Origin of the sequence: Streptomyces sp. GbtcB6 (genome assembly GCF_019091475.1) — a bacterium.
Taxonomy (GTDB): Bacteria; Actinomycetota; Actinomycetes; order Streptomycetales; family Streptomycetaceae; genus Streptomyces; species Streptomyces hyaluromycini.
In genome coordinates, this window is record NZ_JAGXJL010000019.1 from 110,958 (window position 1) to 130,432 (window position 19,475).

Below are 19,475 nucleotides of genomic sequence, written 5' to 3' on the forward strand. Positions count from 1 at the left end.
CGAAAGGGTCACCATGAACGCACTCACCCCGGACGACCTGCGCCGGCTCACCGCGCCCACCGACTTCCTCGACTTCGAGAGCGACCCCGTCCAGTCCTTCGTCGACGAGGCGGTCACCGACCGCGGCGCGGACAAGCGCCGGCTGGCCGTCGAGCTCTACCACGCCGTCCGTGACGACGTCTTCTACGAGGTGTACGGGGCCGACCTGTCCGAGCAGGGTCTGCGGGCCAGCCACACCGCGGCCACCCGCAAGGGCTTCTGCCTGCACAAGTCGGCGCTGTACGCGGCGGCCTGCCGGGCCGTGGGCATTCCCGCCCGCGTCCACTACGGCGATGTGCGCAACCACCTCGCCTCCGACCGGCTGCGCGCCCACATCGGCGGCGACGTCTTCTTCCACGGCCTCAACTCGGTCCACCTGGACGGCAGGTGGGTCAAGGCCACCCCGGTCTTCAACAAGATCCTGTGCCGGCTGTACGGGATGAAGCCGCTGGAGTTCGACGGCACCGCCGACAGCCTGCACCACCCCTTCGACGACCAGGGCCGCCAGAGCATGGAGTTCCTGACCGACCACGGCGGCTTCGACGACGTTCCCTACGAGTTCGTGATGGCGAACATGCGCCGCAAGCACCCCGGCTTCCTGAACGCCGACGGCACCGGCACGGTCCGCGGCGGCTCGCTGGCCGCCGAGGCGTCCGCCTGATGCGGCCCGACGACCTCCACAACCGCGACCTCCATGACCACGACCTCTACGACGAGGAGACACGCAGATGAGCACCATCCGAGCCCGGCAGGACGGCTGGGAGGCGCGGGCGCGCATCGGCCTGGTCGTACCGCACGCGGACGTCGGCCCGGAGTCGGAGTTCCAGGCGATCGCGCCCGAGGACGTGTTCGTGCACGGCTCGCGCGTCCACTTCGGCGCGATGCGGGCCGGCGGCGAGATGGACCCGAAGATCCCGCACGACCCGGTGCGGGCCTTCGTGGAGCCGCCGCACATCGACAACGCGGTGGAACTGCTGGCCGCCTCCCCGCTCGACGCGATCGCGCTGGGATTCACCAGCTCCGCCTACGTCCTCGGAGCGGCCGGCGAGAAGGACCTGTTCGCGCGGCTCGCCCGGGTCACCCGAGGACTGCCGCTCACCGGCACCACCACGGCGGCCGTGGCCGGTTTCACCGCGCTCGGTGCCCGCCGGATCGCCCTCGTCAACCCGCCGTGGTTCGACGACCGGCTGTCCGGGCTCGGCGCCGACTACTTCACCGAACAGGGCTTCGAGGTCGTCCACCACGGCCCGTGCGGGCTGCCCAGCAACCAGAAGCTGATCACCCCCGGGGCGCTGTCCGAGTGGATCCGCACCACGGTCGCCGGGCACCGGCCCGACGCCGTCCTCGTGGCCGGCAACGGCATCCGCGCGGTGGGCGTCATCGACGCCCTGGAACGGGAGCTGGACTTCGCGGTCCTGACCGCGAACCAGGTCCTGTTCTGGCACGCCCTGCACCTGGCCGGAGCGGCCGGAGCGGCCGGAGCGGCCCACGGGATCACCGGGTACGGGCGGCTGTTCTCCGCCGAGCCGCCGGGCGGCGCGGCATGAGCCTGCTGGCGGCCGACGGGCACGTGGCCCTGTTCGTCACCGACGAGGGGGACGCCCGCCGGGTCCCCCTCGTCTGCTGGCGCGACGACGGCACCTCCGTGCACGGCATGGTCCTCTACCGGGGCGCCCTGCGCCGGGCCGAACACGTCCCCGGCTTCCGCCGCTACGCCCACCCCCTGGAGGACGACACGCCCGTGCCCCGCACGGGGGCGCCCGAACCGGCACCCATGTGACCGGACCGCGCACCCGTCTGTGATCATTCCGATGTCGTGGTGCGGGAACCTCCGGCCCCGGGATTCCCTCTCACGATGCGAAGCAGAGCGTTCACAGCGCACACCGGGGGATCCGTATGCCCAGCCGCCGTCGTTTCCTCACCGGGGCCGCCGCCGCGCCCGTGGCGCTCGCGGCGGTCTCGGGGTGCGAGGACGGGGACGAGGCGCAGCCGGCATCCGGGCAGCCCCGGCCCACCGTGGCACCCGCCGTGGCGGCACCGGCCGTACAGACCCCCTCCGACCGGCTCAACTTCGTCGTGATCCTCGCCGACGACCTCGGCTACGGCGAACTCGGCTCCTACGGCCAGCAGCTGATGCACACCCCGCGCCTGGACACCCTCGCCGCCGAGGGCCTGCGCTTCACCCAGGCCTACGCGGCCGCCCCGGTTTGCGCGCCCTCGCGCTGCTCGCTGCTCACCGGCCTGCACGGCGGGCACGCGACCGTACGCACCAACCCCTGGGGACCCGGCGGCCAAGGCGCCCTCAGCGACCGGGACTTCACGTTCGCTCAGGCGCTCAGGGCGCTCGGCTACCGCACCGGCCTGATCGGCAAGTGGGGCTTCGGACCCAACGCCCCGGACCAGCCGAGCCACCCCAACGCCCGTGGCTTCGAGGAGTTCTACGGCTACCTCACCCACCACCACGCCCACGACTACTTCCCCGAGTACCTGTGGCACAACGGCACCCGCGAGGAGATCCCGGCCAACAAGGGCGGCGCCCAGCAGGTCTACGCCCCCGACCTCGTCTCCGAGCGGGCGCTCGGCTTCCTCCACACCCACCGCGACGAGCCGTTCCTGCTCTACCTCGCCCCGACCGTGCCGCACGCCCCCAGCAAGGACCCGCACGTCGGCGAGTACGCCGACCGCCCCTGGACCGGTCCCAACAAGCGGCACGCGGCCCAGGTCACCACCTTCGACACCCTCGTCGGCGACGTCACCGACAAGCTCACCGCACTCGGCCTGGCCGACCGCACCGTCGTCCTCGTCACCAGTGACAACGGACCGCACGAGGAGGCGGGCACCGACCCCGAACTCTTCGACGGCAACGGCCCGTTGCGCGGCTTCAAGCGGAACCTGTACGAGGGCGGCATCCGCGTCCCGTTCATCGCCTGGTCCCCGCGGCACGTCAAGGCCGGCACCACCGACCGGCCCACCCCGCTCACCGACCTGCTGCCGACCCTCGCCGACCTCGCGGGCGCACCCGCCCCGACCGACGTCGACGGCCTCTCCATCGCCCCGCTGCTGCGCGGTTCCGCCGCTGCCGCCCGCCATGACAGCCTCTACTTCTACCGCAACCACGACGGCGTCACCGCCCGCCAGAACGCCGCCGACCACGGCCGCGGCGACCGGCTCGCCGAGGCGCTGCGCCGCGGCGACCTCAAGGCGATCCGGTTCGCGCCCGGCCAGAACCGCCGCGTCCCGGACGACCAGTGGGAGGTGGAGCTGTACGACCTCGCCCGCGACCCCGGCGAGGAGCACGACCTCGCCGCCGCCCGGCCCGCCCGGGCGGACGCGCTGGTGAAGCTGATGCACGCGTCGTGGGCGCCGGTGTACCCGCGCAAGCCCTTCGGCGTGACCCTCGAAGTCGGCGGACGGGGAACGGAGTTCACGGTCACCGCCACGCTCGCCAACGGTTCCGCGCGCCCCTGGAGCGCCGCCCGGCTCGCCCTCGACACCCCGAGCGGCTGGACCGCCCACGCCCGGGACGCGGCCACCGCGCCCCGCCTCGACCCCGGCGAACGCCTCACGGTCCACTGGCGGGTCACCCGTCCCCGGGTCTCCACCGCCACGACCCTCACCTGCCGGGGCACCGCCCACCACGGGGACGACGAGCTCACCTACACGGCGACGGCGACGGTCAGCTGATCAGCGCCGGCCGCTCGCCACGCACCCGCGCCGGTACCGCCCACCACTGGTCCGGGCGGTCCACGACCGGGGCGTCCGGACCGGTGTCGAGATACCGGGCGAGGCGCAGCAGGTACGCCGTGATGCCGGCCGCGCCCTGCATCCAGGACGTGCCCGGCGGCAGCAGCGGGGACTCGATGCGGTACTCGACGAACCGCCAGCGGGCGCCGGCCCCGTCCCTGACCGCCCGCTCCACCAGCGCGTCCCCCATCCGCACCGCGGCGCTCACCAGCGTGTCCGCCCCCGGCGTCCCCACGAGGTCCTGCGCGGCGTCGAGGAGGACGTCCCCGACGCCCGCCGTTCCGCAGCAGCGGCCGTCGTTGTCCCAGAACCCGGGGCGCAGACGCTCCGGGACTCCCGAGGTGAGGATCGAGGTCAGGCAGCGCTGCCGCAACTCCCCGACGTCGTGCCCCGCCACCTCGGTGACGCCCGCGTGGGCGAGCGCCGCGAACAGGTGCGAGGTGCCCGCCGGACCGTGGCACCAGGTGTACGTCACCGGCTCCACCTCCCGCTTCGACGGCGGGATGGTGTGCGGGACGACGAAACCGCCGTCCGCGAGCGAGCCCATGGCCAGCACATGGCGGGCCGCGTCCACGGCGGCCGCGACGAAGTCCTCGCGGTGCAGCGCCGCGCCCGCCACCGCCAGCGCGGCGCCCACTCCGGCGGCGCCGTGCGAGTAGTTGGGGCAGCGCCACTCCGTACTCGGCGAGATTCCCCAGTCCAGGCCCGCCTCCGTGCGGTCCGCCATCCGCAGCAGGGCCTCGCCGCCGGTGGTCGCGATCGCCTCCGCGTACTCGCCGCCCGTCCAGACGGCCGTCATGACCACGCCCGCGACGCCCATGATGATGTCGGTCAGGGGCGCGTCGGAGTCCGGCACGAAGGTGGTGGTGGTCCGCCAGCCGTCGGGGGTCGCGAGCTCGGCCAGCCGCCGCAGCACGACCGCCTCGCTGCCCGGGGCGAGGAGCCGCAGCGCCGTGGCGTGGCCGGCCAGACCGATATAGAGCGAGGGTTCGGCCACGACGGGTGCCTGCGCCGACAGCCGGCTCACGATCCCCGCCGCCAGGGCCTGTTCCGGCCCGCTCAGTGCCCGGTACCGCGCGATCTCCGCCAGCGCCGGGGCCAGGCCCGCGATGCCCGAGTACAGCGAGTCCCGGTCCTCGGCGGGTGCGAGGTCCCCGGGGTCCTCCTCCGGCACCGACTCCGGCAGCCAGGGACCCTCGTCCTCCCGGACCTGCCCCAGCACCCACGCCCAGGCGGCCTCTCCCAGCTCCCGGTACACCTCGCTCGTCGTCACCCGGCAACGCTACACGGCCCGGCCCGCCGTCCGGTCCGGCTGCCAGCCCAGCGCCCGGGAGATCCCGCGGGCCGCCAGCCGCACCGCCGGGACCAGCACCGGTACCTGGGCGTCGGCCTCGGGCACCACCACCGAGACGGCCGCGACCACCTGTCCGGTCGCCCCGCGCACCGGAGCCGCCACCGACAGCGCGTCATCGGTGACCTGACGGCTGCTCACCGCGGCACCCGTACGCCGGACTTCGGCCAGCGAGCGCCGCAACCTGTCCGGATCCGTGACGGTGTACGGCGTGAAGGATGCCAACGGACCTGCGCAGTAGTCCTGTTGGAAGTCGGGCGTCTCGTGCGCGAGCAGGGCGAGCCCCACCCCGGTCGCATGCAGCGGCCAGCGGGCGCCCACCCGGATGTGCACGCCCACCGCCGAGCGTCCCGACAGCCACTCGATGTAGACGACCTCGGACCCGTCCCGCACCGCCAACTGCACGTTCTCGTGGGTCGCTTCGTACAGGTCCTCCAGGTACGGCAGCGCGATCTGACGCAGCGCCAGACCGCGCGGCGCCAGCGCTGCCAGCTCCCAGAGCCGCAGGCCCACGTGGTAGAGGCCGTCCGCGTCCCGTTCCAGCGCGCCCCATGCGGTGAGCGCCCCGACCAGCCGGTGCGCGGTGGTCAGGGAGAGCCCGGCCCGGCGGCTGATGCCGGACAGGCTCAGCGCCGGATGCCCGTGGTCGAAGGCGGCCAGCACCGCGAGCAGCCGGTCGGGCGCGGACCGGGCGGCGGCGGTCATGGCCGGTCGGCGGCGCGCAGCAGCAGGGCGTGGAGCGTGGCCCGCTCGGCGGGGTCGAGCGGGCCCAGCAGCTCGTTGGTCACGCGCTGGCCCGCCTCGTCGGTGTCCCGCAGGAACACCCGGCCGGTCTCGGTCAGGACGACGATCCGGCTGCGGCGGTCGTCGGGGGAGGGGCGCCGCTCGGCGAAGCCCAGCTTCTCCAGGTCGTCGACCAGGCCGACGATCGCGCTCGGGTCGTAGCCGAGCCGGGTGCTCAGCTCCCGCTGGAGCGAGCCCTCCGAGCCGGCGAGGAAACGCAGCACCGCGTAGTGGCGCAGCCGCAGCCCCGACTCCTGCAGGAACGTGTTGAAGAGCTGCCCCGAGCGCAGACCCAGGCGGTACAGCAGGTAGCCCGTGTCCGCGTGCAGTCCGCGCATCCACGGCTCGTCCGCGTCGATCGAGGTCGGGTTCTCGGTGTGCCGGCGAGTGATGGCGGTCTCCCTGGTACGGGCCCCGGCGACGGGGCGGGCTGTCGGACAGATTCCAGCATGAGGCACCCGTAGGTCGGCAACAACTATTGACGACAACAATTATTGCTCTTAGCTTCGATCTCGAAAGCCGCAGGTGGCCCCAGGGGCCGCCGTCGTCGTCTGTGAAGGGACCGACCGTGCCCACCATCGATCTCACCGGCAAGGCCGCCGTCGTCACCGGAAGCGGCCGGGGCCTGGGCCTCGCCTATGCCCACGCCCTCGCCGCCCACGGCGCCTCAGTGGTCGTCAACGACGTGGACGAGACCGTCGCCGAGCAGGCCGTGAAGTCCATCGCCGAGGCCGGCGGCACCGCCGTCGCCGAGGTGGTCCCGGTCGGCACCGCCGAGGCCGCGGACCGGCTCGTGAGCAGGGCCGTCCAGGAGTTCGGCCGCCTCGACATCCTGGTCACCAACGCGGGCATCCTGCGTGACAAGGTGCTGTGGAAGATGACCGACGACGACTTCGACGCGGTGATCGCCACCCATCTCAAGGGCACCTTCACCTGCGCCCGCGCGGCCGCCGTCCGGATGCGCGAGCAGGGCGAGGGCGGCACCCTGATCCTGGTCGGCTCCCCGGCCGGCCAGCGCGGCAACTTCGGCCAGACCAACTACGCCGCCGCCAAGGCCGGCATCGCCGCCATGGCCCGTACCTGGTCGATGGAGCTGGGCCGGGCGGGCATCACCGTCAACGCGATCGTCCCGGTGGCCGCCACCGCGATGACCGAGACCATCCCGGCCTTCGCCCCGTACGTCGAGGCCATGAAGAACGGCGAGCCGCTCCCGGACTTCCTGCGCAAGGGCGAGGGCTTCGGCACCCCCGAGGACTGCGCGGCCGTCGTCCCCTTCCTGGCCTCCGAGGCCGCCCGCTCCATCACCGGCCAGGCCATCGGCATCGGCGGCGACAAGGTGGCACTCTGGTCGCATCCCCAGGAGATCAGGGCGGCCTACGCGGACGGCGGCTGGACCCCGGACACCCTGGCCGACGCCTTCCCCACCTCGGTCGGCGCCGAACTCCAGACGGTCGGCATCCCGGCGCCCAAGCTCCCGGAGGCGTGATGGACATCGAGGCTCTCACCGCGATCGACGTCCACACGCATGCCGAGGTCTCCTCCCGGGGGCACTCCTCCCTCGACGACGACCTGCACGACGCCTCCGCCGCCTACTTCAAGGTCGAGGGCGCGCGGAAGCCGACGATCGAGGAGACGGCCGCCCACTACCGGGAGCGGAACATGGCCGCCGTGATCTTCACGGTGGACGCCGAGTCCGCGACCGGCACCGCGCCGGTACCGAACGAGGAGGTGGCGGAGGCCGCCGCGGCCAACGCGGACGTGCTGATCCCCTTCGCCTCCATCGACCCGTTCCGCGGCCGGGCGGGGATCAGACAGGCCCGCCGCCTGGTCGAGGAGTACGGGGTGAAGGGCTTCAAGTTCCACCCCAGCATCCAGGGTTTCTTCCCGAACGACCGCGCGGTGGCGTACGGCCTGTACGAGGTGATCGAGGAGACCGGCACCATCGCCCTCTTCCACACCGGCCAGACCGGCATCGGGGCCGGGGTCCCGGGCGGCGGCGGGATCCGGCTGAAGTACAGCAACCCGCTGCACGTGGACGACGTGGCGGCCGACTTCCCGCACCTGAAGATCATCCTGGCGCACCCGTCCTTCCCCTGGCAGGACGAGGCCCTCGCCGTCGCCACCCACAAGCCGGGCGTGCACATCGACCTGTCCGGCTGGTCGCCGAAGTACTTCCCGCCGCAGCTGGTGCAGTACGCCAACACGCTGCTCAAGGACAAGGTGCTGTTCGGCTCCGATTTCCCCGTCCTCACCCCCGACCGGTGGCTCGCCGACTTCGAGAAGCTGCCGATCAAGGACGAGGTCCGGCCGAAGATCCTCAAGGAGAACGCCGCCCGCCTGCTCGGGCTGGCCAAGTCGTAAGGGGCCGTAGATGCGCAACGAGGGACTGGGGTCATGGCCCGCACGCCGGGCCCGCAAGACCCCGCACCGCACGGCATTGGTGTTCGGCGGGCAGCCGACCGACTACCGCACGCTGCACGCACGCACCACGCGCCTGGCCCACGCCCTGCGCGCCCTGGGCATCCGCCGCGGCGACCGCATCGCCTACCTCGGCCCGAACCACCCCGCCTACCTGGAGACCCTGTTCGCGGCCGGTACCCTCGGCGCGGTCTTCGTCCCGCTCAACACCCGCCTGGTGGGCCCCGAGATCGCCTACCAGCTCGCCGACTCCGGAGCCAAGGCCCTCCTCTACGGCCCCTCGCACGCCGGCCTGGTCGCCGGCCTCCCCGGCACCACCGACGTCCGTACGTACGTCGAAGTGGGCCCGGAGTACGAGGAGTTGCTGGCAGCCGCGGCCGACGACCCGATCGACGAGCCGGTCGCCCCCGACGACACCTGCGTCATCATGTACACCTCGGGGACGACCGGCCGTCCCAAGGGTGCGATGCTCACGCACGCCAACCTCACCTGGAACGCGCTCAACGTCCTGGTCGACACCGACCTGATCGCCGACGAACGCGCGCTGGTGTCGGCCCCGTTGTTCCACACGGCGGGCCTCAACATGCTCGCTCTCCCGGTCCTCCTCAAGGGCGGCACCTGCGTCCTGGTGGAGTCCTTCGATCCGGAGGCCACCTTCGACCTGATCGAACAGCACCGGATCACCTTCATGTTCGGGGTCCCCACGATGTTCGACCAGGTGGCCCGCCACCCTCGCTGGCCGGACGCCGACCTGTCCTCCCTGCGCATCCTCACCTGCGGGGGCTCCCCGGTCCCGACTCCGCTGATCGCGCTCTACCAGGAGCGGGGGCTGACCTTCCTGCAGGGCTACGGCATGACCGAGGCCGCACCCGGTGCCCTCTTCCTCGACGCCGAGCACGCGATCAGCAAGGCCGGCTCGGCGGGCGTACCGCACTTCTTCAGCGACGTACGGGTGGTGCGGCCGGATCTGACCCCGGTCGACATCGGCGAGCCCGGCGAGGTGATGGTCCGCGGACCCCATGTCATGCCCGGCTACTGGGGGTTGCCGGAGGAGACGGCGGCCTCCTTCGCGGAGGGCTGGTTCCGCAGCGGGGACGCGGCACGGGTCGACGAGGACGGCTACGTCTTCATCGTCGACCGCTTCAAGGACATGATCATCTCCGGGGGCGAGAACATCTACCCCGCCGAGATCGAGGACGTGCTCCTCGCCCACCCCGACATCGTCGAGTGCGCGGTGATCGGCGTACCGGACGACAAGTGGGGCGAGGTGCCGCGCGCGGTGGTCGTGCCCCGCGAGGGCGCCGTCCTCGACCTCGACGAGGTGCTCGCCTCACTGGCCGGGCGGCTCGCCAAGTACAAGGTCCCCAAGTCGGTGGTGCTCGCGGACGAACTCCCGCGCACCGCCTCCGGAAAGCTCCTCAAGGCCCGCGTGCGCAAGCGCTACGGCTCTCCCGACTCCTAGCCAAGGAAACCCACATGACCGTCACCGTCAACGGCCTCGACGAACTGAAGAAGCTCGCGGGCAGCGACCTGGGCACCAGCGACTGGATCGAGGTCACCCAGGACCGCATCGACACCTTCGCCGACGCGACCGGCGACCACCAGTGGATCCACGTCGACCCGGAGCGGGCGGCCGCGGGCCCCTTCGGCGCCCCGATCGCCCATGGCTACCTCACCCTGTCGTTGTTCATCCCCCTGTTCACCGAGCTGCTGGACGTCCAGGGCGTCACCACGAAGGTCAACTACGGCCTGAACAAGGTGCGTTTCCCGGCCCCGGTGAAGGCCGGCTCCCGGATCCGGCTGGCCGGCCGGCTGGCGGAGGTCGAGGAAGTGCCGGGCGGCGTGCAGATCGTCGTCGACGGGACGATCGAGATCGACGGCGGGACCAAGCCCGCCGCCGTGCTGCAGAGCCTGTCGCGGTTCTACGCCTGATCAGACCGCTCTGCGCAGCGCACGGATGCGCTGCTGCGCGGTGCCGGCCGCGTTCTTCAGCTCGATGCGGGCGTGCTCCTGCCTCATCGCGGCCTCCAGTTGTGCGGTGGGCGCGGTGATGCCGGCCCGGCCGGTGGCCGGCACCCGTGGAAGTTCCGTGGCCAGATAGCGGTCCAGACAGCCCACGACGGCCTCGAGTTCGGGGCGGACGGCTGCCGTGGCCTGCGCGGCGTCGTCGAGAAGGTGGCGCAGACCGTGAAGGGACTCGAAGTCCCCGGCGTGGCACGGCTTGTGCGTCCGGTCGCAGAGCATCTCGACGAGCTTCCTGAGATAGGCCGCGGCGTCCTCGAAGTCCTGGGCGTCGTCGTCCGACCTGCGCGTCCGCTTCACCCAGGCCGAGGTCTTCCGCTGGTGACGCAGGGTGAGGACGCCGACGACGGCCACGACCGCGCCGGCGGCGGCCGGCACGGTGGGGCTGAAGAGCATGGGCGTGATCCGTTCGTGAAAACGCGCGGACACCCCTCGGGGAGGGGCCGGGAACGCCCGCGCGCGGGGACGGGGGGAACGGGTGGGTGGGGTCTAGGAGATCCGGGCGACGGCGCGGAGCGACGGAAGGTCCGTCACCACGAACCTGCGGTACCCGCTGCGCAGGACGCCGTCCGGGAAGAGACCGCCCTGCCCGGCGGGTGTGCGCAGCAGACGGAGCGTGTGCTCCACGGTCGAGACGCCCAGCAGCAGGGCGTCCGCGATGTCCTTCTGGCTCGGGCCCAGGATGGTGAGGTGACCCGGGTCGTCGGTGTCGGCGGTGCCGGCGACCTCGGCGAGATGGACGAGCAGCCCGCAGACCCGTTCCAGCGGCGGGCGGGTCATGGTGCCGTAGATCATCTCGTCGGTGCGGTTGCGGTCCTCCAGGCTGCGCAGCAGGGCGAGTTGGATGTGCGGGCGGCGGCGCAGCAGGAGGTTCATGCCCGGCACGGGGCAGGACATGACCCAGGTGGTGGTGAGGCAGGTCGTTCTGACCGCGGCCGCCGGTTCGATGAGCTTGGCCTCGCCGAGCAGTTGGCCCACTCCGCGGAACCGGGTGATCTTGGGTGCGCCCTCGACGGTGCCGAAGGGGTGACGTTCCTGGCGGACGCAGCCGCCCAGCACGATGTGCACCTGCTCGTCCGCCGGCCCGAGGGGCAGTTCCTCGTCGCGCTCGTGGACGCGGCTGTCCGCACCCCATTCGCCGACCAGCAGCGGCCAGGATCCGGGCGGGAGTTGGTCGAGAAAGCTGCGGGCGGGCATGGTCTGGCGTCCGTTGAGGACGTCGACGGCCCGGAAGGCGTCGACGTTCGGGACCACGGCTCAGGCTCCGGTCGTGAGCGCCGCGCCGACGGACGGTCGGCCGTGCCGTCGAGCCGGGGGGTCGTCGTCACGCTGCGTCAGGTGGGTGGGGGAGGCGCCGAAGCCATCGGCGATGGCGGTGTTCATCGGTCTGAGGTCCTTCTTGCCGGTGCGAATGGGATCCCGGGTGCGCCACTGGCTGCGGCACACCCGGACGACGGGTCCAGGTCCTCTCTCTCGCGTTGGGGATCCGGTTGGTTAGTCCGGGCTGCGAGGCGAAGACGTTTTGCCAAACTACCCCCCTGCCCCGGGAAATCGCCAGTCACTGATGACGGAGAGCGAAGTTTCCTGCCGGGGGTGCCGTCCCTCCGGAAAACACTCGGGGGAGGGAGTTCCCGAAGCGGCTCGACGATGGTGTGATCTGTATCACGTCACCTCGGGGAGGCGGTGATCGGTTCGGGTTTTCCGGGCGGCGGATCATTGAAAGTCCATGCGCCACTCGGCGTGAATATTTCTCACGGATGAGCGAAGGCCGGCCCTGATGTAAACGCCGGATAAAATGAGGAGGCCCCGGGGAACCACCCCCGGAGCCTCCGGAAAGGGCCCGGACCCGTCGAGGTTCAGACCGGTACCCAGTAAACACCACCTGCTAGGAAAAGGTCACACCGGGTGGCAACTCCTCGGCCCGGAGCCCCTCGGGGGAGGGGTTTGCCTCGGCGACTTGGGCGAGGCGGGCCGGCGGTACGCGGCACGGCGCGCCGTCGAGCGAAAAGTCCATTCCGCCGCTCTGTGGTGGATATGTTCCGCGCCTCGTGTTGTTCGTCGTGCGGGTAAGCGCATCAGTGGCGAGTGACGACCGCTTGAGGATCGCTGGAGACCGGTCCGTGCCGGATCTGCTCGCCGCGGAACGGGTCCGCGTATGGGTTCGATGTATGCAGTATGTGGTCGCCCGCTGCATAGATCTATGAGGTCCGCCGCGAAGGCGCGGAACGGGCGGGTGACCCGAAACGGCCGCTACGGCTTTTCCCGAAGGCGGTGATCCGCCGGCCCCCCGTATAGAGCGCCCACGGAATTGCTCGCCTTTGTTCGGTGGCCCGGGCATTCCCCCGCCGAATGCCCGGGCGAAAGAAATTCCGCCGTACCTCAAAAGCGTCCGATCGGTATCGGAATCGGCGGCGCCGGGGCGCGGCGGGCAATCGCGGCCGACCTGTACTCCAACTCTGAGTAGCGGGCCGGACACGATTCACGCATGCCCGCCGTGGCCCCGGCGACTACGCAAGGTGATTAACGGGCGACGATTCGTCAGGAACCCACCACGTCCACGAAGATGGGGTTGGAATAGAACCACGTGTCCGCCCACGGGTCGCCGTTCCCCGGCTCGTGCGGGACCGGGCCGTGCGGGTCGATCGCCGCGCCCAGATAGCCCGTTCCGTTGCGCTTGCCGTCGCTGCCGCGCAGCCGGACGTAGAACGACTCGTCGCCCGCGGTGAGCGGGATGTGCAGGGTGTAGGTGCCCCTGCGGCCGGAGACGTCCTTCGACTGCACGACCTTCGTGTCCGGCGCCTGCCAGGTGTCGCGGTCGGCGACCGGACCGCGCACCGCGCCCCGGATGACGTCGACGTGCGCCAACTGGGGCAGGATTCCCTGCGCGTTGAACCGGGACGCGGTCGTCACCGTCACGTTCAGGGTGATCCGCTCGCCCTTGCGGACGCGCAGCCGGCCACCCAGCGTGACACCGGCGCCGTGGTCGCAGTCCCGCGTCAGCCGCACGTCCAGGCCGTCGAGCAGGTGCCCGTGGTCCAGCCAGACCCGGCCCGCCCGCAGGCCCGCCATCACCGCACGGTAGCCGTACCGGGTGACGCCGACGTGGGTCCGGCTGAACTCGCCGGGCCAGAAGTCGCTGCCGGGCTGCGGCGTGTCGGTGTTCACCGGGTCGGGCAGTCTGCCGGTGTTGTCGAAGTTCTGCCCCGGCAGCCAGTCGCCGTTCTTCCAGGTGTCGAAGACCGTGCGGTGGTTGTCGGAGTTGGTGGTGATGGTGAACAGACGACCCTCGGACAGCATCGCGTCCCACAGACCGCCGACCGTCGCCGTAGCCCAGTCGAAGCCGCCGTACGTCAGATACGCGTCCGCCGGGTAGCCGGCCCAGGACTGCGCGGAGGGCTTGTTCTCGTACTCGCCGCGGATCGAGGTGGCCCCGCGCCAGCCGGGTATCGCGGCACCCTGGGCGCCCGGCGCGCCCTCCATGCCGATCATGATCTCGGCGGCCGCGTCCCGCCAGTTGCGCATCTCGTGCGGGGAGTCGATGCCGAGCCGCAGCGGGTGGTTGGCGAGGACCAGGACGTCGTCGACATAGCCGGTACGGCGCTGCTCGGCCAGCCACTGGATGGCCTTGACGGCGTGCGCCTCGTTGCGGGCGGTGTCGGCGGCACCCGCCGAGCCCTCGGTGTAGCCCAGGAGCTTGCCGTCGTAGGCCAGCTCGAACTGCGTGAGCAGGTCGGTCTCGTGCGGGCCGGGCGCGGCGAACACCGTGCAGTGCTCGGCGGCCGGGATGTACCACTCCAGGCCCTGGAAGATCAGCTGGCGCGGGTTCTCGGCACGGGCCTTGAGGATCTCCGCGTGCTCCAGCTTCGCGCCGTAGTTGGCGTGCCCGAAGTTGGAGTGCTCGTTGAACACCATCCAGTCCAGGCCGTACTTGGCGGCGGCCTGGGCCTGCTGGGAGAACGTGTACTTGGCGTCGTGGCTGTACACGGAGTGGACGTGGTGGTCGCCGACCAGGTAGGCGAGGCGCGGGTCCTCGCCGCCAAGTCCGCGGCCGGACGCGGCGAACGCGGGGGTCGCCGCCGACCCGAGCGCGAACGCGGCGCCGAAGAGGCCCGCGCGGCGCAGGAGTCCACGTCTCGACATGCCCTGGGCGTCGAGATCCGCGGCGGAGACGGAGGGATCGGCCCAGGTGGGCAGCTGCTGCTCGGTCATGATGATCCTCGTGACGGGGTTCAGTGGGTCATGAAGGAGGAGACGGGCAGCGCCCGGGAGACGATCCGGACGTCGCCGAGGCGGCCGTGCAGGATCTGGTCGATCCTGTCCGCGTACTCGTAGCCGCCGAGCAGCCAGGGCTTCCCGGACGAGGCGATGCCGACCGCGGCGGCGTGCGGGTTGCGGGCCACCGGGCAGCCCTGCACGTACATCGTGGTGTGCTTGCCGTCGTTGACGACGGCGAGGTGCCACCAGGTCTCGCGGGCGGTCTCGTCGCCCCAGTTGGTGGCCAGCTGCTGCTGGTTGAGCGGGTGCACCGCCCACTGCGTGCCCGGACCGTCGGAGATCGAGAGCGTGGCGAGCGGCTCGTCCGGGTCGTCCGTGACCGTGCCGACGGAGCCGTTGCGGCCGGTGCGGCTGACCAGCCCGGACCAGGCGTTGTGCGAGGCGTCCCAGTCCGCGGGCAGCCAGTAGAACGCCTCGATGGTGTAACCGTCCTTGAACGTCTGCGAGTTGAGCGGAGCGTCGTCGACCGTCCGCAGGTACGCGCCCTTCAGCGGCGACTTGTAGCCGCTGAACTCCAGGCTGCCGTGGCCGGGCTGGTCCGGGTGGTGGTCCGCCGACCAGCCGAGGGTGCCGCCGCCCACCGAGACCACGGTGAGGTCGTTGCCGTTGCCGGACAGGTCGCGGACCGTGCCGGAGACCGCCGCGTCGAACCGCCAGTAGGCGGCCGTGCCCCGGACCAGCAGCTGCGACGCGGGCCGCGCCGGGCGGACCGGCACCGGGTCGAAGCCGGCGAAGCGGTCCGCGAAGTCGATGCCGACGGAGAAGCGGTCCTCGTCGCCGCTCAGCTCCATCTCCTGCCGCTCCAGTTCGTTCAGGCCCTTCTTGGCCCGGCCGAGGATCCACGGCGAGACCGTCTCCACGTCGATGACGTTCCGGTCCAGGTCGAAGTGGTAGAGGCGGATCATCGCCGCGCCGCCGAAGTAGCGGTTCTGGTAGTTCGTCAGATGCAGGTGCACGTCGTTGCCGGCCGCGTTCTTGCGGGTCGCGCGGCGGGCCGGCCAGAAGTGGCCGTTCAGGGTGAGGAAGATCTGGTCGTGCTCGTTGATCAGCTGGTCCCACAGCTGCTCCCCGTACGACGACAACTCGTCTTCGTCCACGACCAGTTCGTGCGTGGTGAGGATGACCGGCGTCTTCGGGTGCGCGGCGATGACGTCCTTCGCCCAGGCGTACCCCTTGGCCGACAGCCGCCAGTCCAGCGCCAGCACGAGCCACTCCCGCCCGGCCGCCCGGAACAGGTGGTAGGTGTTGTAGCCGTCCGAAGAGGCCCCGCCGAACGTCGGCTTGTCCTTGAAGCGCTGCGGGCCGAAGGCGTCCAGGTACGGCGTGGCACCGCGCTGGTCGTCCGTGGACGACCTGATGTCGTGGTTGCCGGCCAGCACGCTGTAGCCGACCCCGCGCCGGTCCAGGATCCCGAACGCCTTGCTGATCGCGGCGAATTCCTCCTCGGCGCCGTTCTGGGTGAGGTCGCCGAGGTGGGACAGGAAGACGATGTTCTCGTCGGATTCGCCGCCCTGCTCCAGCAGATACCGCAGCGACGCCTCGATGGGCGCCGGGTTGATGCTCGGCCCGTCGAAGAGGTACTGGGTGTCGGGCATCACCGCGACGGTGAAGCGCCGGCTCTCCGGGTCGGGCCGCCGGCCGGAGCCGGAGGACGCCTCGGCGACGGCCGGCAGCGCGACCCCGGCGGTGGCGGCGGCGCCGAGGAGCGCGGTGGCGCGGAGGAAGTTGCGTCGTCCGGCTCCGGCCTGCGCGGCCTCGCCCTGGATGTGGTCATGCGAAGTACACACGAGAGTGCTCCGTGAGTAGGCAGAAGTGACGGCGAAGGGCGTGGGGGGATCTCAGAGGACGGATCTCGGAGGACGGATCGCGGAGGACGGATCTCACAGCACGCGCAGGGTCCAGCTCCAGCGGTGGAGGCCCGGTGCGACGAGGTAGGAGGGGAAGGTGTCGGGACCGCACGACGCCGTACCCAGGCCCCGGTGCGCGGCGTCGACATGGACCACGCAGCCGGCCCGCGGCACGAGTTCGTCGTGGTGCGTGACGGCGGTGAGGTCCTCGGCGCGGTAGCGGCTGACGGAGACCTGGCGGGGCTCGTCCAGCTCGACCGCGAGTCCGGTGGCGTCCGGCGCCGACAGCGTGAACCGCCGTACGCCGTGCCGGCCACCGCTCTCCTGGGGCCGCAGGTAGGGGGTGAACAACTCGTCCACGGGCAGCGAGTGGTGGCCGACCGGGGCTCCGGCGGCACGGTCCGGGTACGACTCCCAGGGACCCTGACCGAACCACTCCAGCAGATCGAGCCCGGCCACCGTCTCGAAGACCGAGCCGACCCGGGCCACGTCCGCGAACTCCTCCGGCAGCTCGGCCGACTCGTCGACCCGGATGCCGCCCTCGACCGGCGTGAACTCCTGCCGGTGCCGAACGACCCCGACGGTGCCTGCGTACTCCGCGAGCACGGTCACCCCGTCGCCGTTCCGGCGTACCGAGACCACCTTGCGCACCAGCTGGTCCAGGCCCCAGGCGCGCCAGCGCACCGCCATCCCGCCCAGCTCGTCGTTGTCGGTGGGCGCCCGCCACAGCGACAACGCCGGCGCGGCCGTCAGCAGGGGATGCAGCAGCAGCCCCTCGCCGTCGACCTCGACGGCAGGCCCCGCCGCCACCGGCCGCCCGAGCGGCTCCGCCGCCCGGAGCCGGATCTGCGGCGCGCAGATCTCCGTACCGGCCGGTGCCCACGCCTGGTCCTCGGCGACCGTCACCCGCAGCGTCAGCCACGCCTCCCCGCCGTCCGCCGGCACCTCGAACGGCAGCGGTACGGCCGCCGTCTCGCCGGGGCACAGCTCGGGCAGCTCGGCCGGACCGGTCAGGGTACGGCCGTCGGCCAGCGCCAGCTCCCAGGTGCCCGTCAGCCAGTCGAAGCCCCGGAAGTGCTGGTGGTTGGCGAGCACGATGCCCTCGTGCCGGAAGCACCGGATGCGGACCGGCGCCGCGATCTCCCGGTGCTCGTACATCGCGGGCTTGGGGGTGCGGTCGGGGAAGACGATCCCGTCCGCGACGAACGCCCCGTCGTGCAGGGCCTCGCCGAAGTCGCCGCCGTACGCCCAGCGGTGGCCGGGCGCGACGACACCGTTGTCATACAGTCCGGCGCCCGCGCGCCCGACCGGTCTTCCGTCGCTCACCCGCTGGAGAATTCCGTGGTCCCAGAACTCCCAGATGAACCCGCCCTGAAGCCCCGGAGTGGACTCGATGGCGGCCCAGTGGTCGGCGAGCGTGCCGTTGCTGTTCCCCATCGCATGGGAGTACTCGCACTGGATCAGCGGCTTGGTCTGCTCCCCGGACAGGGCGTGCGCCACACAGTCTTCCAGCGACGCGTACATCGGGCAGGCGATGTCGGAGGCCACGTCCGGGTCCGCCCAGCCGCGCTTGGCCGCCCCCTCGTACTGAAGGGGCCGGGTCGGGTCGTGCCGCCGCACCCAGCCCGCCGCCGCGTCGTGGTTCGCCCCGTAGTCGGACTCGTTGCCCAGCGACCAGATGATGACCGACGGGTGGTTCTTGTCGCGCAGCACCATCCGCGAGACCCGGTCCACGAAGGCGTTCAGGTAACGCGGGTCGTCGGCGATCTCGTGGGCGTGGTCGTGGGACTCGATGTCCGCCTCGTCCACGACGTAGAAGCCCAGTTCGTCGGCGAGGTCGTACAGGGCCGGGTCGTTCGGGTAGTGGGAGGTGCGGATCGCGTTGAACCCGAACCGCTTGAGCAGCACCAGGTCCGCGCGCATGTCGTCGTACGACACCGTCCGCCCGGTCAGCGGGTGGAAGTCGTGCCGGTTGACGCCCCGGACGAAGACCCGCTCGCCGTTGACGAGGAGATCCCGGCCGACGATCTCGACGTCCCGGAAGCCGACGCGGTGGTACGACGTGTCGGCGACCGTGCCGTCCGCGCGGTGCAGCCGGACGGTCAGCCCGTACAGCTCGGGCTGCTCCGCGTTCCAGGTGCGCACGTCGGACACGACGGCGTGGACGCGGGCCTCGCCGAGGAAGTCGGAGACCCGGTCGTCCTCGGTGTTGAGCCGGTCGAACTCGGCGTCCTGCGCGAGCGGTTCGCCGTCGAGCTCGCCGGTGACGTACCAGCCCCCGGGCAGCGCCCGGTCGCCCGCCGCGTTGCGCACCTGGCAGTCCACGCGCAACTCGCCGTCCCGCCGGGCCCGTACGGTCACGTCCGCGAGATACAGGGGATCGGTGGCGTACAGGAGCACGGACCGGGTGATCCCGCCGTGCCACCAGTGGTCCTGGTCCTCGATGTGCGAGGCGTCCGACCACTTGACGACGGTGAGCCGCAGGACCGACCGCCCGCCGGGGCGGACGACCCCGGTCAGGTCGAACTCGGCCGCCAGGTGGGAGTCCTTGGAGACGCCCACCGGCCGCCCGTCGACGTGCACGAGGAGCACGCTCTCCGCCGCGCCCACCTGGAGCACGATCCGCCGCCCGGCCCACTCGGCGGGGACGTCCAGCTCCCGCTCGTAGACCCCGGTCGGGTTGGCCGCGGGGGAGTCCGGCGGGAACTCACGGAACGGCATGGTGACGTTCGTGTACTGCGGCAGGTCGTCCGTGTCCTGCACGGTCCAGGCGCCGGGGACGTACGCCGTGGACCAGGAGCCGCCGACCGGCGCGTCCGGAGCGGGCAGCAACCGGAAGCGCCAGTCGCCGTCCAGGGGGAGTGCTCCGGCGCGCCGGTCGACGGCGTTCATGGGGAGCCGTCCCCAGGAGGTCACCTCGGGCGCCTCCCAGGGGCGGAGGGCGATCAGGGGATCGGCGGGCCGGGGCCCGGGGATCGACGGATCGTTCATCTGCG

Annotated in this window: 17 protein-coding genes; 8 read left to right on the forward strand and 9 right to left on the reverse strand. The window is 71.8% G+C overall.

What is annotated here, in order from left to right:
- Positions 1–13 precede the first annotated feature (13 nt).
- The 4 genes from KVT45_RS29480 to KVT45_RS29495 all read left to right on the forward strand — a co-directional run bounded on the left by KVT45_RS29480 (position 14) and on the right by KVT45_RS29495 (position 3,723).
- Positions 14–700 carry a transglutaminase family protein gene (locus KVT45_RS29480; protein ID WP_217552153.1) on the forward strand — a complete coding sequence of 229 codons (687 nt, stop codon included), beginning with the start codon at positions 14–16 and terminating at the stop codon, positions 698–700.
- 67 nt (positions 701–767) lie between these two features.
- Positions 768–1,586 (forward strand): maleate cis-trans isomerase, encoded by an 819-nt coding sequence (locus tag KVT45_RS29485; protein WP_217552154.1) that lies wholly within the window; start codon positions 768–770, stop codon positions 1,584–1,586.
- Positions 1,583–1,819: a DUF6253 family protein gene (locus KVT45_RS29490; RefSeq protein WP_089103914.1), complete on the forward strand. Its 237-nt coding sequence runs from the start codon at positions 1,583–1,585 to the stop codon at positions 1,817–1,819. Before KVT45_RS29485 ends, KVT45_RS29490 begins: the two co-directional genes overlap by 4 nt.
- Before the next feature lie 116 nt (positions 1,820–1,935).
- Complete coding sequence (locus tag KVT45_RS29495) at positions 1,936–3,723, forward strand: sulfatase-like hydrolase/transferase (RefSeq protein WP_217552155.1); 1,788 nt, start codon at positions 1,936–1,938, stop codon at positions 3,721–3,723.
- Here KVT45_RS29495 and KVT45_RS29500 read toward each other — a convergent pair.
- Genes KVT45_RS29500 through KVT45_RS29510 form a run of 3 tightly spaced genes read right to left on the reverse strand, consistent with a single transcriptional unit; the run spans position 3,716 to position 6,255 of the window.
- Positions 3,716–5,056 (reverse strand): lanthionine synthetase LanC family protein, encoded by a 1,341-nt coding sequence (locus KVT45_RS29500; RefSeq protein WP_308310898.1) that lies wholly within the window; start codon positions 5,054–5,056, stop codon positions 3,716–3,718. The two genes, KVT45_RS29495 and KVT45_RS29500, sit on opposite strands and share 8 nt — an antisense overlap.
- A 9-nt stretch (positions 5,057–5,065) precedes the next feature.
- Positions 5,066–5,839, reverse strand: a complete 774-nt coding sequence (locus KVT45_RS29505; RefSeq protein WP_217552156.1) for an IclR family transcriptional regulator — start codon at positions 5,837–5,839, stop codon at positions 5,066–5,068.
- Positions 5,836–6,255 (reverse strand): MarR family winged helix-turn-helix transcriptional regulator, encoded by a 420-nt coding sequence (locus tag KVT45_RS29510; protein ID WP_217552223.1) that lies wholly within the window; start codon positions 6,253–6,255, stop codon positions 5,836–5,838. Before KVT45_RS29510 ends, KVT45_RS29505 begins: the two co-directional genes overlap by 4 nt.
- Before the next feature lie 230 nt (positions 6,256–6,485).
- On the opposite strand from KVT45_RS29510, the gene KVT45_RS29515 reads away from it, so the two are divergent.
- The 4 genes from KVT45_RS29515 to KVT45_RS29530 are packed head-to-tail and all read left to right on the forward strand — an operon-like array spanning position 6,486 to position 10,267.
- A complete protein-coding gene (locus tag KVT45_RS29515; protein WP_308310899.1) occupies positions 6,486–7,403 on the forward strand; it encodes an SDR family oxidoreductase in 918 nt (305 codons plus the stop codon).
- Positions 7,403–8,278 (forward strand): amidohydrolase family protein, encoded by an 876-nt coding sequence (locus KVT45_RS29520; protein ID WP_217552157.1) that lies wholly within the window; start codon positions 7,403–7,405, stop codon positions 8,276–8,278. Before KVT45_RS29515 ends, KVT45_RS29520 begins: the two co-directional genes overlap by 1 nt.
- Positions 8,279–8,288: 10 nt before the next feature.
- Complete coding sequence (locus tag KVT45_RS29525) at positions 8,289–9,797, forward strand: long-chain fatty acid--CoA ligase (RefSeq protein WP_217552158.1); 1,509 nt, start codon at positions 8,289–8,291, stop codon at positions 9,795–9,797.
- Positions 9,798–9,811: 14 nt separating this feature from the next.
- Entirely contained in the window at positions 9,812–10,267 is a 456-nt protein-coding gene (locus tag KVT45_RS29530) for a MaoC family dehydratase (protein ID WP_089103909.1), read from the forward strand.
- Here KVT45_RS29530 and KVT45_RS29535 read toward each other — a convergent pair whose 3' ends face one another.
- The 6 genes from KVT45_RS29535 to KVT45_RS29555 all read right to left on the reverse strand — a co-directional run bounded on the left by KVT45_RS29535 (position 10,268) and on the right by KVT45_RS29555 (position 19,470).
- Positions 10,268–10,753, reverse strand: a complete 486-nt coding sequence (locus KVT45_RS29535; RefSeq protein ID WP_217552159.1) for a hypothetical protein — start codon at positions 10,751–10,753, stop codon at positions 10,268–10,270.
- A 93-nt stretch (positions 10,754–10,846) separates the two neighbouring features.
- Positions 10,847–11,611, reverse strand: coding sequence for a Crp/Fnr family transcriptional regulator (locus KVT45_RS29540; protein ID WP_308310900.1), 765 nt, complete (start codon positions 11,609–11,611; stop codon positions 10,847–10,849).
- 3 nt (positions 11,612–11,614) lie between these two features.
- Positions 11,615–11,740, reverse strand: a complete 126-nt coding sequence (locus KVT45_RS57770) for a hypothetical protein (protein WP_302832567.1) — start codon at positions 11,738–11,740, stop codon at positions 11,615–11,617.
- Positions 11,741–12,895: 1,155 nt separating this feature from the next.
- Positions 12,896–14,566, reverse strand: coding sequence for a PHP domain-containing protein (locus KVT45_RS29545; RefSeq protein WP_217552160.1), 1,671 nt, complete (start codon positions 14,564–14,566; stop codon positions 12,896–12,898).
- 20 nt (positions 14,567–14,586) lie between these two features.
- The gene (locus tag KVT45_RS29550) at positions 14,587–16,419 is read right to left on the reverse strand and encodes a LamG-like jellyroll fold domain-containing protein (RefSeq protein WP_217552161.1); all 1,833 of its coding nucleotides are present in this window, start codon (positions 16,417–16,419) and stop codon (positions 14,587–14,589) included.
- A gap of 93 nt (positions 16,420–16,512) precedes the next feature.
- Positions 16,513–19,470 carry a glycoside hydrolase family 2 TIM barrel-domain containing protein gene (locus KVT45_RS29555; protein WP_217552162.1) on the reverse strand — a complete coding sequence of 986 codons (2,958 nt, stop codon included), beginning with the start codon at positions 19,468–19,470 and terminating at the stop codon, positions 16,513–16,515.
- Between the last annotated feature and the right edge of the window lie 5 nt (positions 19,471–19,475).

Excerpts from the sequence above, each read along its gene's own strand:
- KVT45_RS29480 (WP_217552153.1), top strand. The coding sequence starts at position 14 with ATGAACGCACTCACCCCGGACGACCTGCGCCGGCTCACCGCGCCCACC.
- KVT45_RS29485 (WP_217552154.1), top strand. The coding sequence starts at position 768 with ATGAGCACCATCCGAGCCCGGCAGGACGGCTGGGAGGCGCGGGCGCGC.
- KVT45_RS29490 (WP_089103914.1), top strand. The coding sequence starts at position 1,583 with ATGAGCCTGCTGGCGGCCGACGGGCACGTGGCCCTGTTCGTCACCGAC.
- KVT45_RS29495 (WP_217552155.1), top strand. The coding sequence starts at position 1,936 with ATGCCCAGCCGCCGTCGTTTCCTCACCGGGGCCGCCGCCGCGCCCGTG.
- KVT45_RS29505 (WP_217552156.1), bottom strand. The coding sequence starts at position 5,839 with ATGACCGCCGCCGCCCGGTCCGCGCCCGACCGGCTGCTCGCGGTGCTG.
- KVT45_RS29510 (WP_217552223.1), bottom strand. The coding sequence starts at position 6,255 with ATGCGCGGACTGCACGCGGACACGGGCTACCTGCTGTACCGCCTGGGT.
- KVT45_RS29520 (WP_217552157.1), top strand. The coding sequence starts at position 7,403 with ATGGACATCGAGGCTCTCACCGCGATCGACGTCCACACGCATGCCGAG.
- KVT45_RS29525 (WP_217552158.1), top strand. The coding sequence starts at position 8,289 with ATGCGCAACGAGGGACTGGGGTCATGGCCCGCACGCCGGGCCCGCAAG.
- KVT45_RS29530 (WP_089103909.1), top strand. The coding sequence starts at position 9,812 with ATGACCGTCACCGTCAACGGCCTCGACGAACTGAAGAAGCTCGCGGGC.
- KVT45_RS29535 (WP_217552159.1), bottom strand. The coding sequence starts at position 10,753 with ATGCTCTTCAGCCCCACCGTGCCGGCCGCCGCCGGCGCGGTCGTGGCC.
- KVT45_RS57770 (WP_302832567.1), bottom strand. The coding sequence starts at position 11,740 with ATGAACACCGCCATCGCCGATGGCTTCGGCGCCTCCCCCACCCACCTG.
- KVT45_RS29545 (WP_217552160.1), bottom strand. The coding sequence starts at position 14,566 with ATGACCGAGCAGCAGCTGCCCACCTGGGCCGATCCCTCCGTCTCCGCC.
- KVT45_RS29555 (WP_217552162.1), bottom strand. The coding sequence starts at position 19,470 with ATGAACGATCCGTCGATCCCCGGGCCCCGGCCCGCCGATCCCCTGATC.